Origin of the sequence: Spirillospora sp. NPDC048819 (assembly GCF_040650055.1) — a bacterium.
Classification (GTDB): domain Bacteria; phylum Actinomycetota; class Actinomycetes; order Streptosporangiales; family Streptosporangiaceae; genus Spirillospora.
Genome location: NZ_JBEZGN010000043.1, coordinates 33,997 through 48,596, shown reverse-complemented (window position 1 = coordinate 48,596; position 14,600 = coordinate 33,997). Strand labels below are relative to the sequence as shown.

Annotated in this window: 15 protein-coding genes; 6 read left to right on the top strand and 9 right to left on the bottom strand. The window is 73.5% G+C overall.

Translation table 11 applies throughout. The features are described from left to right. Together AB0C35_RS39030 and AB0C35_RS39025 are read right to left on the bottom strand one after the other, a co-directional pair. A complete protein-coding gene (locus AB0C35_RS39030; protein WP_358467328.1) occupies nt 1-1,395 on the bottom strand; it encodes an NADP-dependent succinic semialdehyde dehydrogenase in 1,395 nt (464 codons plus the stop codon). Nucleotides 1,396-1,481: 86 nt separating this feature from the next. Then, nucleotides 1,482-2,513 carry a beta-propeller fold lactonase family protein gene (locus AB0C35_RS39025; RefSeq protein WP_358467326.1) on the bottom strand — a complete coding sequence of 344 codons (1,032 nt, stop codon included), beginning with the start codon at nt 2,511-2,513 and terminating at the stop codon, nt 1,482-1,484. A gap of 205 nt (nt 2,514-2,718) precedes the next feature. Here AB0C35_RS39025 and AB0C35_RS39020 point away from each other — a divergent pair, with 205 nt between their 5' ends. Then, nucleotides 2,719-3,996, top strand: coding sequence for an MFS transporter (locus tag AB0C35_RS39020; RefSeq protein ID WP_358467324.1), 1,278 nt, complete (start codon nt 2,719-2,721; stop codon nt 3,994-3,996). Between the two features lie 7 nt (nt 3,997-4,003). On the opposite strand, the gene AB0C35_RS39015 is transcribed toward AB0C35_RS39020, so the two are convergent. Beyond that, nucleotides 4,004-4,807 (bottom strand): acyl-CoA thioesterase domain-containing protein, encoded by an 804-nt coding sequence (locus AB0C35_RS39015; protein ID WP_358467322.1) that lies wholly within the window; start codon nt 4,805-4,807, stop codon nt 4,004-4,006. A 256-nt stretch (nt 4,808-5,063) separates the two neighbouring features. Between AB0C35_RS39015 and pgi the strand changes: the two genes are divergently transcribed. Continuing rightward, the gene (pgi, locus tag AB0C35_RS39010; protein ID WP_358467320.1) at nt 5,064-6,710 is read left to right on the top strand and encodes a glucose-6-phosphate isomerase; all 1,647 of its coding nucleotides are present in this window, start codon (nt 5,064-5,066) and stop codon (nt 6,708-6,710) included. A gap of 60 nt (nt 6,711-6,770) precedes the next feature. Here pgi and AB0C35_RS39005 read toward each other — a convergent pair whose 3' ends face one another. The 6 genes from AB0C35_RS39005 to AB0C35_RS38980 form a co-directional block, all read right to left on the bottom strand. Beyond that, nucleotides 6,771-7,025 (bottom strand): EF-hand domain-containing protein, encoded by a 255-nt coding sequence (locus AB0C35_RS39005; protein ID WP_358467318.1) that lies wholly within the window; start codon nt 7,023-7,025, stop codon nt 6,771-6,773. A 92-nt stretch (nt 7,026-7,117) separates the two neighbouring features. Further along, entirely contained in the window at nt 7,118-7,888 is a 771-nt protein-coding gene (locus AB0C35_RS39000; protein ID WP_358467316.1) for a sugar isomerase domain-containing protein, read from the bottom strand. Beyond that, complete coding sequence (locus AB0C35_RS38995) at nt 7,881-8,312, bottom strand: PTS sugar transporter subunit IIA (protein ID WP_358467314.1); 432 nt, start codon at nt 8,310-8,312, stop codon at nt 7,881-7,883. Before AB0C35_RS38995 ends, AB0C35_RS39000 begins: the two co-directional genes overlap by 8 nt. A gap of 47 nt (nt 8,313-8,359) precedes the next feature. Next, a complete protein-coding gene (locus AB0C35_RS38990) occupies nt 8,360-8,662 on the bottom strand; it encodes a PTS sugar transporter subunit IIB (RefSeq protein WP_358467312.1) in 303 nt (100 codons plus the stop codon). Between the two features lie 40 nt (nt 8,663-8,702). Beyond that, nucleotides 8,703-10,154, bottom strand: coding sequence for a PTS ascorbate transporter subunit IIC (locus tag AB0C35_RS38985; RefSeq protein WP_358467310.1), 1,452 nt, complete (start codon nt 10,152-10,154; stop codon nt 8,703-8,705). A 104-nt stretch (nt 10,155-10,258) separates the two neighbouring features. Then, complete coding sequence (locus tag AB0C35_RS38980) at nt 10,259-10,999, bottom strand: GntR family transcriptional regulator (RefSeq protein WP_358467308.1); 741 nt, start codon at nt 10,997-10,999, stop codon at nt 10,259-10,261. Between the two features lie 173 nt (nt 11,000-11,172). Between AB0C35_RS38980 and AB0C35_RS38975 the strand changes: the two genes are divergently transcribed. The 4 genes from AB0C35_RS38975 (at nt 11,173) to AB0C35_RS38960 (ending at nt 14,600) form a co-directional block, all read left to right on the top strand. Next, on the top strand, nt 11,173-12,504 hold the full coding sequence (locus AB0C35_RS38975; RefSeq protein WP_358467306.1) for a hypothetical protein: 1,332 nt from the start codon (nt 11,173-11,175) through the stop codon (nt 12,502-12,504). Nucleotides 12,505-12,571: 67 nt separating this feature from the next. Further along, nucleotides 12,572-13,708 (top strand): carbohydrate kinase family protein, encoded by a 1,137-nt coding sequence (locus tag AB0C35_RS38970; RefSeq protein WP_358467304.1) that lies wholly within the window; start codon nt 12,572-12,574, stop codon nt 13,706-13,708. A 50-nt stretch (nt 13,709-13,758) separates the two neighbouring features. Continuing rightward, on the top strand, nt 13,759-14,388 hold the full coding sequence (locus AB0C35_RS38965) for a TetR/AcrR family transcriptional regulator (protein ID WP_358467302.1): 630 nt from the start codon (nt 13,759-13,761) through the stop codon (nt 14,386-14,388). Between the two features lie 23 nt (nt 14,389-14,411). After that, nucleotides 14,412-14,600, top strand: a complete 189-nt coding sequence (locus AB0C35_RS38960) for a hypothetical protein (protein ID WP_358467300.1) — start codon at nt 14,412-14,414, stop codon at nt 14,598-14,600.

Sequence of the window (14,600 nt, the reverse complement as noted above, 5' to 3'; positions counted from 1 at the left end):
TCAGCCGACCCACACCGTCTTGGCGTTGCAGAACGCGTGCATGCCCTCTTCCGACAGCTCGCGCCCGTAGCCGGAGCGTTTCGTGCCGCCGAACGGCAGCTCGGGATAGGACGTCGTCTTCCCGTTGACGAAGACCTGCCCGGCGTCCAGCTCGCGGGCGAACCGCTCCCGCTCGGCGTCGTCGCGCGTCCAGGCGTTCGAGCCGAGCCCGAAGCCCGTCGCGTTCGCGACCTCGACCGCCTCCGACACCCCGTCGACCCGGAACAGCGACGCGACCGGCCCGAAGACCTCCTCGTGGTACATGCGCATATCGGGCGTCACACCGGAGATCACGGTCGGCGGGTAGAAGAAGCCCGGCCCCTCCGGCCGCTCGCCGCCGCACAGCACCGCCGCGCCCTTGCCCACCGCGTCGGCGACCAGCTCCTCGACGCCGGCGCGTCCCTCCTCGCTGACGAGCGGGCCGACGTCGGTGGAGTCGTCCATCGGGTCGCCGACCTTCTGCGCGCGCATGTTCTCCACGAACAGCCGCTCGAACTCGTCGGCGCAGCGGGTGTCGGCGATGAAGCGCTTGGCCGAGATGCAGCTCTGCCCGTTGTTGAGGCACCGCGACTCCGCCGCCGTCCGCGCTGCCGCCTCCAGGTCGGCGGACGGCATCACCACGAACGGGTCGCTGCCGCCGAGTTCCAGGACGGTCGGCTTCACCTCGTCGCCGGCGATCGAGGCGACGGACCGCCCGGCCGGTTCGCTGCCGGTGAGCGTCGCGGCCTTCACCCGCGGGTCGCGCAGCACCCGCTCCACCTTGGACGACCCGATCAGCAGCGTCTGGAACGCGCCCTCGGGGAACCCGGCCCGGCGGAACAGGTCCTCCAGGAACAGGGCCGTCTGCGGGACGTTCGAGGAGTGCTTCAGCAGCCCCACGTTGCCCGCCATCAGCCCCGGCGCCGCGAACCTGATCACCTGCCAGAGCGGGAAGTTCCACGGCATGACCGCGAGGACCGGCCCGAGCGGCTGGTAGCGGACGTAGGCGTCCCGCGCCCCCACGTCCTCGGCGTCGGCGGGACGGCGGTCGGCGAGGAAGCCCGCCGCGTTGTCGGCGTAGAACCGGCACGCCTTCGCGCACTTCTGCGCCTCAGCCCGGGCGGCCTTCAGGGTCTTGCCCATCTCCGTCGTCAGCATCGCGGCGATCCGGTCCGCCTCCCGGTCGAGGATGTCCGCCGCGGCGTGCATCCACTCCGCTCGCCGGCCGATGCTCGTCGTCCGGTAGGAGGCGAACGTCTCCGCCGCGCGCGCGATGCGCCGGTCGACCTCCTCTTCGGCCAGCGCGTCGAAGGTCTTCTCGACCTCTCCCGTCGCGGGATTGGTCGTGGCGATCGTCGTTTTGTCAGGATGCGTCATGTCGGGATGCTCCCGGTCGGTGTCCGATGTCCGGATGTCCGCTCTTCACCGGGGAGGTGCCCGGGGCGCCCTCCGGGAAACGCCGGTCAGGCGGGGATCACGCACACCGGTGACGGCACGCCCAGCGGTGTTCCCGCCGGTGCGGGGACGCCGTCCGGCCCGATCCGGAACGTCGCGATCGTGTCACTGCGCTCGTTGGCGACGTGCATCCACTCGCCGTCCACGTGCAGGTCGCGGGGCCAGCTCCCGCCGGACGAGACGTCGGCGACGGGCTCGAGCGCCGCGCCGCCGTCCAGCACCCGGTGGGCCGTCACCACGTCCGTGCCGCGCGTGGAGGTGTACACGTACCGGGCGCCGGCGCCGAGCTTGATCGCCGCGCACTGCGCCGCGCCGCCCGCCGGGTCCGCCGTCGCGGGGGACTCGGCCGCGATCTCCAGGGCGGCGTACCCGTCCAGCGGCCGCAGCACGAGCACGGTCGCGGCCAGCTCGGTGACCACGTGCACGTACCCGCCCGGGTGGACGACCAGGTGCCGCGGCCCGCATCCGGCCGGGAGGGGCGTCTCCCCGGTGAGCCGCAGCGCACCGCGCTCGATCCGGAACGAGCGGACGAGGTCGGCCCCCAGGTCGGTCGTCAGGACGGTCCCGTCGGGGGCGTGGGCGCTCGCGTGGGCGTGCGGACCCTCCTGCCGGTCGGACCTCGGCCCGCTCCCATGCCCCGCGGCCGCGTCCGGGTCCCCGGCGAACCGGCCGTCCGGGTCGAGGGGGACGGCCCTGACCGTCCCGGACCCGTAGTCGGCGACGACCAGGTGCCCGCCCCCGGGCGCCACGGACAGGTGGCACGGCAGCGCCCCCGCCGCGCGCCTTCCGATCTCCCGCAGCCGCCCGCCGGTCACCTCGTAGGCGAGGACGCCGCCCGCGTCCTCCTCCCGCACCGCGTAGAGGACGCTCCCGCCGGGATGCAGGGCCAGGTAGGACGGGGACGCGGCCTCGGCCGCGAGCCGCGGCGCCGCCAGGGAGCCGTCGGCGCGCCGCACCGCCCGGTACACGCCCGCGCCGCCGCCGGCCCCGCCGGTGTAGGTGCCCACCCAGAACGCCCGCTCGCCCACCCGGACTCCCATCCCCACGCCAGAGTGCTCGCCCGCCCGGGACCGGGCGGCCGAAGGCGAGCCTAGGCCCCTCCGCGCAGGGGAATCCGCCGCCCCGCAGGTCGCCCGCCTTTGCCCAGGTCAAACGTGACATGTCTCATACACCTCGGTGGTTTGGAACGCACCAAAGACACCTTGCGTTTAATGCGCTTTGACGTGACTTTAAAGGGAGAAGACCTTGGCGTTCCCGGTGATGCTGCGCTCGCTGCGCCATCACAACTACCGGCTGTGGGCCACCGCGGACTTCGTCTCGATCACCGGGACGTGGATGCAGGTCCTCGCGCTGAACTGGCTCATCCTCTCCATCACCGGCTCGGCGACGAGCGTCGGCCTCGGCCTGGTGCTGCAGGCCCTGCCGACCATGCTGATCGGGCCGTGGGGCGGGGTGATCGCCGACCGGCTGCCCACCCGGTACGTCGTCGCGGCGGGGCAGGCCGGGCAGGCGCTGCTGTCGGCGCTGCTCGCCCTCATCGCGGCGGGCGACCCGTCCACCACCGGGCAGCTGTACGCGATCTCGCTGGTCTCGGGCGTCATCACCGCCCTCACCTCGCCCGCCCTCGGCCGGTTCGGCGCCGAGGTCGTCGGGCCGGACGACCTGTCCAACGGGCTGGCGCTCGGCTCGGTGCTCAGCTCGGGCGGCCGCATCCTCGGGATGAGCCTCGCCGGGGTGGTGATCCCCCTCGCCGGCGTGCCCGGCGCGTTCGTGACGAACTCCGTGAGCTTCCTCGGCGTCCTCGTCGCCATCGCGCTGATGCGCCCGCAGGAGTTCTACACGCTTCCGCCCGCCGAGCCGGGGGAGCGCGGGATCGCCGCCGGATTCCGGTACGTGCTGGCCTCGCCCCGGCTCCTGATCATGTTCGGGCTGGCGTTCATGCTCGGCAGCCTCGGCCGCAACTACCAGGTCACGATGGCGGCGATGAGCCAGGGCCCCCTGGACGCCGGCGCCGCCGGGTACGGCGCGCTGTCGGTGGCGTTCGCCGTCGGGACCGTCCTCGGCGGCGTCTACGCGGCGTCCCGCGCCCGGCTCCCGCTCCGGCTGCTGCTGATCACCGCGGCGCTCTGCGCGACCGGGCAGATGCTCAGCGGCGCCGCGCCGAACCTGCTGCTGTTCGGCGCCGCGATGCTGCCGATCGCCGCCTGCGCCGTCGTCCTGGACACCACCGTCAGCACCCGGACGCAGCTCGACAGCCCCGGCCACCTGCGGGGCCGCGTCATCTCCGCGCAGGGCATGGTCGGCGCCGCGTCCGGCGCGTTCGGCGGCCCCGCCCTGGGCGTGCTGAGCGACACGCTGGGTCCCCGCGCCGCGCTGATGCTCGCCGGGGCCCTCTGCCTCACCGCCGCCGTCGCCGCCGCGTACGGGCTGGCCCGGATCCGCAGGGCGCGCGCCGCCGCCGCGGTCCCCTCCCACGCCGCCGCCCCGCGGCCCGCCCCGGCCCTGGCCGCCGCCGACGCCTGAGCCGCGGTCAGGACGCGGGACGCAGCAGCGCCTCCTGCGCGACCGAGACCAGCAGCGTCCCGTCCGCCGTGTGGAGCGTTCCGCGCGCGAGGCCGCGGGCGCCGTGGTTCGTCACCGGGTCCACCGAGTAGAGCAGCCACTGGTCGACGCGCGGCGGCCGGTGGAACCACATCGCGTGGTCCAGCGTGACCGCCGTGACCAGCCTCCTCGGCGAGCCCGGCGCGCGGGCGCTGCTGACCACCCCCATGTCCGACAGGTAGGCGGCCAGGCACGCGTGCAGCGCGGGATCGTCGCCGACCGGCGCGGACGCCCGGATCCAGAACGGGTGCGAGATCGGCCACTCGCCCTCGCCGGGCGGGTCCACCACACGGACGTCGAACCCCACGGGGTGCCTGAAGAACGACGGAAGCGCGAGCCCCGGCAGCCCCTCAGGACCCGGCGTGCCGGACGGCGGGTCGGCCTGCCAGTCGAACCCGTCCTCCGGGTCGTGGAACGAGGCGATCAGCTCCAGGATCGGCTTCCCGCCCTGGCTCGCGGTGACGTGCCGGGTGGAGAACGAGCGCCCGTCCCGGGTGCGGGACACGTCGAAGGTCAGCGGCTCGTCCGGCGTCCCCGGGCGGATGAAGTAGGCGTGCAGGGAATGCGGCGGGCGCCCCCCGGCCGTCAGGCACGCGGCGCGCAGGCTCTGCCCGGCGACCTGCCCGCCGAACAGCCGCGGCCGTCCCACCGACGGGGAGGTGGCGAGGAAGGAGTCCTCGCCGAGCGGCGTCAGGTCGAACATCCGCGTGAGTTCCAAGGGGGCCTCGCTCATCCGGGGACCTCGCTCGTCCGGGCGCCTCCTGCACCCGGCGCCGTGGCCGCGACCCTACCGGCGGGCCCGGCTCCCGGTGGCGGGCGGCCCCCGCGCCCCGAAAGGGCGGTCCGGCCGCGCGGCGGGGGAGAGCCTGATACGGTCACGCGCGGTCGACCTATGATCGCCGTGGGGGACGGCGCGGCGCCCGGGGGACAACGGTGCCCGTCTCGCCCCGCGAGGAGATGACTCGCCCCGCGAGGAGATGAGAGAGGCAATGGCTGATATCACCGAGTCGCCCGAGTGGTCCGCGCTGGCCGGGCATCAGGCGGAGATCGCCGGGCGGCACCTGCGCGAGCTCTTCGCGGACGATCCGGGGCGCGCCGGCCGCATGACCGTCACCGCGGGGGATCTCCACCTGGACTACTCCAAGCACCGCGTCACCGGCGAGACGATGAGGCTGCTGGCGGCGCTCGCCGAGCGGGCCGGGCTGCGCGGCCGCATCGAGGCGATGTTCACCGGGGAGCGCATCAACGTCAGCGAGGACCGCGCCGTCCTGCACACCGCGCTGCGGCTCCCGCCCGGCGAGGCCCTGACCGTGGACGGGCAGGACGTCGCGGGCGACGTGCACGCCGTCCTGGACGAGATGGCCGCCTTCGCCGGACGCGTCCGCTCGGGGGAGTGGACGGGCTTCACCGGCAAGCGCATCACGACCGTCGTCAACATCGGCATCGGCGGCTCCGACCTCGGCCCCGCCATGGCCTACGAGGCCCTCCACGACTACGCGGACGCCGGGATCTCGTGCCGGTTCGTGTCCAACATCGACCCGGCCGACATCGTCGGGAAGCTCGCCGGCCTCGACCCCGAGCAGACGCTGTTCGTCATCAGCTCCAAGACGTTCGGGACGCTGGAGACCCTCACCAACGCCAAGGTCGCGCGGCAGTGGCTCGTCGAGCGGCTCGGCGACGACAAGGCCGTCTCGCGGCACTTCGTCGCGGTGTCGACCAACGCGGAGCGCGTCGCCGGATTCGGCATCGACACCGCGAACATGTTCGGCTTCTGGGACTGGGTCGGCGGCCGCTACTCCGTCGACGGCGCCATCGGCCTCTCGCTGATGATCGCGATCGGCGGCGAGGCGTTCCGCGAGATGCTCGCCGGGTTCCGGGAGATCGACGAGCATTTCCGCGCCGCGCCGTTCGAGCGGAACATGCCGGTCGTGATGGGGCTGCTCGGCGTCTGGTACACCGACTTCTTCGGCGCGCAGACGCGGGCCGTCCTGCCCTACAGCCAGCGCCTGGCCCGCTTCCCCGCCTACCTCCAGCAGCTCACGATGGAGTCCAACGGCAAGTCGGTGCGGGCCGACGGAGCGCCCGTCGTCGCGCAGACCGGCGCGATCTTCTGGGGCGAGCCCGGGACGAACGGCCAGCACGCCTTCTACCAGCTCCTGCACCAGGGCACCCGGCTCGTCCCGGCCGACTTCATCGGGTTCGCCGAGCCGTTCGAGGAGCCCGTGGTGGAGGGGGCGGGGAGCATGCACGACCTGCTGACCGCGAACCTGCTCGCGCAGACCTCCGCGCTCGCGTTCGGCAAGACCGCCGAGGAGATCGCCGCCGAGGGGACGCCCGCGGAGCTCGTCCCGCACAAGGTCATGCCGGGCAACCGCCCGACCAGCACGATCCTCGTGCCGAAGCTGACGCCCAAGACCCTCGGCTCGCTGGTCGCCCTCTACGAGCACATCGTGTTCGTGGAGGGGACGATCTGGGGCATCGACTCCTTCGACCAGTGGGGCGTCGAACTCGGCAAGGTCATGGCCATGGACCTCGCGCCCGCGCTCACCTCCGGCGAGCCGCCCGCGCGGACGCCCGACCCGTCCACCGCCGCCCTCGTCCGCCGGTACCGCGAACTGCGCGGCCGCGAGGTCTGACCCCGGCCGCCGCATACGCAGGGGCCCGGCCGGCCGCGCCGGCGGGCCCCTCGCCGCCGTTCAGGCGCGCGCGCCGGGCAGCGGGCCCTCGGCCCAGCCCTGGGACTCCAGGATGGCGCGGAACTCGCCGTAGGAGATGAACCCGTCGAGGTTGCTGTCGGCCTTCTCGAACCTGTCCTGCGTATCGGCTCGGGTCCAGGAGAGCCCGAGCTCCTCCAGGACGAGCGTGAACTCCATCAGGTCGAGCCTCTCGTCGCCGCCGAGGTCCGCGCGCCTGAACACGGCAAGAAGGTCGTCCTCGGTCGGTCTGGTCATCTCGCTCCTCGCTCTGCTCCGATGTGGCCCGCATCATGCCATAGGGGGCGAGCCGGTCGATATGAGAAACGCCGCAGGAAGAGCCCCGGTTCCTACTCGCCCGTGAGCTCGGGCACACGGTGCCGGTACCGCTCCAGCAGCGCGACGTTCACCTCGTCGCCGCCGGGGACGTTCGCGCTCGTCCAGCGGGGGAGTTCCACGCCGCGCGCCGCCGCGAGGTCGTCGAGCGCGGCCAGCACCCGCGACCACGCGTACGCGGCGAGGATCGTGGAGACCGCCGCCGTGCGCGGCTCCTCCGCGGGATGCAGCACGTCGCCGGGCGGGACGCGGGTGTCCAGCACGATGGCGGCGTGGTCGGCCAGCGTCGTCGCGGCCCGCGCCGCGGCGCCCTCCGACGCCCGCGCCGAGGTCACCGCGACGACCGGCACGCCGCGCGCCGCGCACTCCTCGGCGACCTCGACCGGGTACGGGTTGCGGCCGCTGGTGGAGAACACCACCGCCACGTCCGGCGGGGCGGGCGCGGCCCGGGCGACCACCGCGCGCCCCACCCCGCCGCGCCGCTCCACGCGGGTGCTGCGCACGGCGTCGTCGAGCGGGAACACGCCCGGGTCCCAGATCGGGCGGACCGCGGCGAGGCCCCCGGCCCGGTAGAACGTCTCGCACACCATCGCCAGGGAGTGGCCCGCCCCCGCGACGTGCACGATCCCATCGGCCGCGACCGCCTCCAGCAGGAGGGCGGCGGTGCCGCCGATCGCCTCCCCGGAGGCGGCGTCCAGGCCGTCCAGTAGTGTCCGCACCCGGTCGGGGAACCGCCGCCCGCGAGGGTCCGGGGGGCGCTCCCCGGGGGACACCGCGTCAGGCATCGGGCACGGCCTCCTTCAGGGTGCGGGCCATGTCGTCCTGTCCGGACGCCGCGCGGAGCCGGTCGGCGAGGCCGCCCGACAACGCGCGTGCCAGACCGGACAGCGTGCCGACGTGCGCGTCGGCGTCGGGTGTGCAGAACGCGAGGAGCAGGTCCACCGGATCGTTGTCGGGGTGACCGAACTCGACGGGCGCGGCCAGCCGGGTCACGCCGACGCCGACGGCGAGCCCGCCGTCCTCCGGCCGGGCGTGGACGAGCGCCAAGCCCTTCGTCAGAACGATGTACGGGCCGTTCTCCTCGACCACGCGGACGCACGCGGCGGGGTAGCCCTCACCGGCGGCGCCGGCGTCGACCAGCGCGGAGGCCGCCGCGCGGACGGCCTCCCGCCAGTCGCCCGCCCGCACCGCGTCGGTGGCGGTGACCACCTGCGGTTGCCGGGGGGTCCGGGGGGTCGCCCCCTCAGAATGAGACGTCACGAAAGCCAGCCCTGCTCGGTCAGGCGCTCCCTCAGCTGCGCCTCCAGGCCGTCCTTGTCCATGAAGTCGCTGATGGTGATGACGACGGGCGCGAGGTCGGCGATCTCGCTGGTGTGCATGCCCTGGCCGATCACCACGTCGGGGGACAACCCGCGCGCGGACGAGACGTCGGTGTTCTCGACCCGGGCGTCCACGCCGAGCGAGCGCAGCGCGTCCTCGGCGGTCATCTTGAGCATCAGGCTGGTGCCCATGCCGACGCCGCAGACCGCGAGGATCTCCAGTTGCCGGTCCAGTGCCATCTCGTCCCTCTCTCTCGTCGCCGCGGCCGGGTGACCGCGGTCAGGCCTTCGCGGGGGCCCTGCCGCCCTTCTCCGGGCCGCCCTCCTCCGGCGCCGCGTCCCCGCGGGCCTCCCGGCGCTTGTCGGCGCGTCCGAGGAGCAGCAGCGTCACGACGGTCGCGGCGAGCGCGACGGCGGGCACGAGCCAGACCGACCTGTCGCCGATGACCGGGTCGGCCGCCTCCAGCAGCCACGCGATCGCGTACCAGTCGGGGTCGGCGAGGGTGGCCAGCTCGGGCGCGGTCGTCTCGTACAGGCCCCAGGTGACGGCCTGCCCGACCGCGAGGATCAGGCCGGTGATCACGCCGCCGAGGACGGCGCCGCGCCAGCCCGAGACCACGTTGCCGAACAGCCCGGCCGCGCCGCCGACGAAGAACAGCATGATCATCGGCGGGGCGAGGGTGAACCAGCCCGCGCCGGCGAACACGCCGAGGCAGACCAGGAACACCGCGGTGGACGCCACGAACCCGACCATGACGGCGGTCGGCGCGACGGGGAAGACGGTCGGCGCGTCCAGCGCGGGGCGGGTGCCGGGGATGACCCGGTCGCTGAACCCCTTGAAGGCGGGGACGATCTCGGCGAGGAACATCCGCACCCCGAACAGCAGGATCGCGATGCCTCCCGCGAACCGGAGCGCGACCAGCAGCGCCCACACCCACGGGGACAGCTTGGCGTCCATCTCCGCCGCGGCCTCGTTCACCACGCCGCCGTCGGCGAACGCGACCGCCACCAGCATGATCACGCTGATGATCAGCGCGGTGCTGACGTTGACGTCCTTGAAGAACGACAGCTGGCGCGGCAGCTTCAGCCGCTCGGTGTCGTGCTTCTCGCGGCTGCCCAGCGGACGGGCGGCGTAGCCGGTGATCAGGCAGGCGAGCGAGCTGGTGTGCGCGTACCCGAACCGGTCGTCCGGCATGACGCGGCGCATCAGCGGCCGCATCCACAGCGGCTGGAGCGTCCAGTACGCGGCGACGAACCCGGCCCCGCACAGCACCAGCGTGAGCTGGTCGGCGCCCGGCGCGATCGTCACCAGCGACGCGACCGTCACCGTGCTGATCCAGAACATGAGGTGTCCGGTCAGGTACAGGTACCGGGCCGCCGGGAACAGCCGCACCACCAGCACGTGGACGAGGAACGCCACCGTGATGACCAGCGCGATCGTCCCGCCCTGGTCGGTGAGGAACTCGGCGAGGGTGTTGTCGGACTTCGGCGGCGTCGTCCCCATCGCGCTGGCGAGGACGGTCTGGAAGCTCGTCAGGCCTCCGGTGAACACCTCCACGCCGATGAACAGGATGACCACGCCGATCGTGGCGCGCAGCGCGCCGGCGAAGACGTCCTCGAACCGCTTGCGCTGCAGGATCAGCCCGATGAGGGTGATGAGCCCGATGAGGATGGGCACCTGGCCGAACACGTTGTCGGCCAGGAAGGTGAGGATGTCCTTGATGACGTCCATGGTGAAGTCGCCTTACTTCTCCGAGGGGGGGTGGGTCGTGCGCTGTCGCCCCCGTCAGCGCGGACGGACGGTCGTGCTCCCCGGGCGGCGTGCCCGGGGGCGGGTCAGTGGGTCGGTGGGCGCAGGTCGAGCTCCAGGCGGTACCGGTCGCCGCGGTAGACCGACCTGACGTATTCGAGGGGCCGCCCGTTCTCGTCTTTGGTGATCCGCTCGAACAGGAACGCCGGCGTGTGCACCGGCACGTCCAGCTCGGCCGCCTCCTCGGCGGTGGTGACGGTCGGCTCGATCGTCTCGGTGCCCGAGGCGATCGCGACGCCGTTGCCTCTCAGCAGGTCGTAGAACGACCGTCCCTCCAGGTCGTGCCGCCGCAGGCCCGGCATCAGCGACCGCGGCAGGTAGAGGGTCTCGATGGCCATGGTGGTCCCGTCGGCGAGCCGGAGCCGCCGAATGGTAAATACCTCTTCGCTGGGCGACAGGGCCAGCCGCCTGCCGATCCGCGCCCCCGCGGTCTCGATGCGGAACGACAGGACCCGGCCTCCCGGTTTCATCCCGCGCCTGATCATGTCCTCGGTGAACGAGGTCATGGTCAGCGAGACGGCGATGCGGGGTTCGGCCACGTAGGTGCCGCTCCCGTGCCGCCGGTCCAGCAGGCCCTCGGCGACGAGGCCGTCGATGGCCTGGCGCAGCGTCGGCCGGGAGACGCCGAGTTCGTCGGCCAGCCGGCGCTCGGACGGCAGGGCGTCCCCGACGTCGAGCGCATCCAGCATCGCCAGCAGCTCGCGGCGCACCGCCTGCCGTTTCGTGTTCCCGGACCGGGCCTCACCGCCGGATGGCACGCCGCTCACCTCCTTTGACGCTGTTCCTGTCGCAGCACACGGTATGTCCCATTGTGGCGACTGGTCAATACCACTTTGGCGATGTTTGCCGTGGCCGCGGGCGCGCGGGCCGCCTAGCGTCACCGACGATCGTCCTGACCGTGCCGAGGCCGCGCCGGACGCGCGGCGAGAAAGGCTGCGACATGCGCATATCCGTACGCGGCGCCCTGGCGCTGACGCTCCCGCTGATCCTGCCGGCGGCCCTGTGCGCGGGCCCGGCCCACGCCGGCGCGAGCCCGCCCGGTGCCCGTGACGGGTGGCGGCTGGTCGCCGCCGAGCCGTTCAACCGCCACCTGGACGACGCCCGAGCCCCCTGGAAACGGGACGGCGACGGCCCGTCCAGCCCCTACAACGTCGACATGTACGACAACGACGGCGCCTACTTCGACACCGTGGGCGGCCCGGCGTTCCGCGAGCAGCTCGCCAAGATGAAGACCTACCGCAAGTCGTTCGAGTTCGGTGAGCGCGGCTGGCTCACCGCCGAACTGGCCGCCCGCGACGCCGACGGCGACGGCCGGCCGGACAAGCCGCCGACGCTCACGTCCGGCAAGGGCGTCGCGCACCTGGAGGAGCCGAGCCACCAGGCGGGCGTCGTCATCCGCTCGACCCGCGACCTGCCCGCCGAGTACCGGGTGGAGATGACGCTGCGCGGCCTCGACTTCGGCGGGCAGCGCGACGGGTCGTGGGACTACCCGGACGGCCGGATCAACGGCTACTCGCCGGAGGGCTGCAAGACCAACTTCCCGTGGGCGTCGGGCGGGGACTTCACCCGGCCGGAGTGCGAGTGGGCGAACGTCCGCACCGACTCCAACGGCTTCTACTACATGTCGATCATGGACTACCGGCGCGTCGCGCCGCACAACAACACCTTCATCCACGCCCACCGCAAGGTCGCGATGGACGGCTACAACCGCTACAAGTACACCGGCTCCGGCCTGCTGTACTGCAACCCGGCCACCGGGGAGTACGAGCCGTACTCCGCCGGGACGGGCAACGGCGTCAACGCGCTCTTCATGACCGACGACCGCCGGTACGCGACCGCGCCGGGCACCGAGTACCTCATTGAGAGCGAGTGCGGGTTCAGGAAGGGCGGCGCGATCGTCTCCGCCGTGGACATGCAGCCGCAGCTGCTGCCGGACGAGCCCTACACCTTCGCGATCGAACGGCGCGACGGCGCCTACACGATGGAGATGTCCGGCGTCTTCGCGCACGTGGGCCGGGCGACCTTCCGCTACACGCGCTCCTTCGTCCAGGACGGGGAGCCCATCTGGCACTACAACCAGCGGCCGGACGAGTACGACGGCCGGTTCAACGCCGACTGGACCTGGCAGGGACCGGGCGGCACGCTCACCGACCGCGACACCTGGCCCGCCGGATCGGCCTACCCGGACCGGTTCATGATCGGTGACCCGCACATGAATTTCTACGAGGGGAGTGCGCAGGTCGACGACATCCGGCTGTACGTTCCGAGGTAAGCGTCGATGTCGGTGGCGGGGGCTAGGGTCCGGGGGAACGTGCCCAAGCCTCGCCCTGGGGGGCCTCGTGACTCAGCAGACCGCGCCGGGCAGGCCGCCCGAGCCGTCCCTCGCCGACCCCTGCGCGGAGCGGGAGCCGGCGGGGGACCGGCTGCGCGGCGGGGCGGGCCCGGCGCCCGCGCTGGACGTGTTCCTGTCCGGCCGGGTCTTCATGGACATGATCTTCACCGGGCTGCCGGGGCTGCCGCCGCCGGGCACCGAGATCGTCACCGACGGGCTCGGCTCGGCGCCCGGCGGCGCCGCCAACATCGCCGTCGCGATGAGCCGGCTCGGCCTGCGGGTCGGGCTGGCGGCGCCGTTCGGCGACGACATGTTCGGCGCCTACCTGTGGCGGACCCTCGCCGAGCAGGAGGGCGTCGACCTCGGGCTGTCCCGGCGGGTGCGCGGCTGGTCCACGCCGGTGACGGTGTCCATGGCCTACGACTCCGACCGCAGCATGGTGACCTACGCGCGTCCCGTCCCGGGCCCGGAGGAGGAGTCGGTCGACGACCTGGCGGACATGCCGCCGCCGTCCGCGCGGGCGTGCTTCGTCGACGTCGACCGGCCGGTGCCGCCGTGGGCCGCGGTGATGCGCGAGCGCGGCGCGCTGGTCTTCGGCGACCTCGGCTGGGACCAGACCGGCGCCTGGCCGGCCGAGGTCCTCGACCGGCTCAAGCACGTGGACGTGTTCCTGCCGAACGCCGCCGAGGCGATGGCCTACACGCGCACGGGCACCCCGCGGGAGGCGGCGGAGGCGCTGGCAGGCCGCGGCGTGCCGGTGGTCGTGGTGAAGTGCGGCGGCGACGGCGCCATCGCGATCGACTCGGCGACGGGGGAGCGGGCCGAGGTCGGCGCGCTGCCGGTCGAGGCGCTCGACCCGACCGGCGCGGGCGACGTGTTCGCCGCCGGGTTCGTGTTCGCCACCCTCGCCGGCCTCCCCCTCGCCGAGCGGCTCCGGTTCGCCAACCTCTGCGCCGGGCTGTCGGTGCGGCACCGCAGCGGCTCGCTCGGCTCGCCCTGCTGGGGCGAGATCGCCGCCTTCGGCGAGTCGGGCGAGATCCCCGACTCGGTCCTGGCGGAGTACGCGTTCGTGGTCCCGTTCATCCCGGACGCGGCGGGCGACTCGGTCGTCCGCGCCGAGCCCACCCTGCGCAAGGAGAGGTGAGCGGCGGCGGGGATTGCTAATGCGAAGAGTTTCGCATTAGAATCCGCCGGGTGAGTGACGACGCACGAAGTGAGAGGGCCGCCCGACCCGGGGGCCGGACGGCCCGCACTCGCGCCGCGGTGCTCGACGCCGTGCTCGGCGAACTGGAGGAGGCCGGATACGGCGGCCTCACCATGGAACGCGTGGCCGAGCGGTCGGGCGTCCACCTCGCCACGCTCTACCGGAGATGGCGGAACGCCGAGGGACTCATCGTCGACGTCCTCGGCGAGATCGGCACGCGGGAGGTGCCGATCCCCGACACGGGGTCGCTGAAGGACGACCTGCGCGCCCTCGCGTCCGAGATCGCCGGGCTGTACGCCCGGCCCCGGTACCGCGCGCTCGTGGAGGGCATGGTCGCCGCCGCCGTCCGCTCGCCGGCGGCCGCCGCCGCGCTGAGCGAGGTGTTCGCCGGCCGGAACCGGCTGGCCGGCCGGATCGTCGAGCGCGCGGCCGAGCGCGGCGAGCTGCCGCCCGGCACCGACGCCGCCGCCGTCATCGCCGCCGTCGGCGCGCCCTTCTACTACCGGCTGCTGATCCAGCGCGGTCAGGTGGACGACGCCCTGGCCGCGACCGCCGCCGCGGCCGCCCACGCCGCCGCGCTGAGCGGCGCGTTCACGCCCCCCGCCGTTCAGGACCCCTGACGCGGACGGACATCCCGCCGCTGATGGTGGTCGCCGGCCAGGACATGCTCACCCACAGCGACCTGGCGTTCGCCGCCTGCGAACGCGCCCTGCACCCGAAGGGGCTGGAGGTCCTGCACGGTGACCACTTCGTCGTCTACGGCAAGGAGGGCGAACGCGTTCTCGCCCTCATGACCGCGTTCTTCCACGAGCACCTCGGCGCGGCGGCCTGA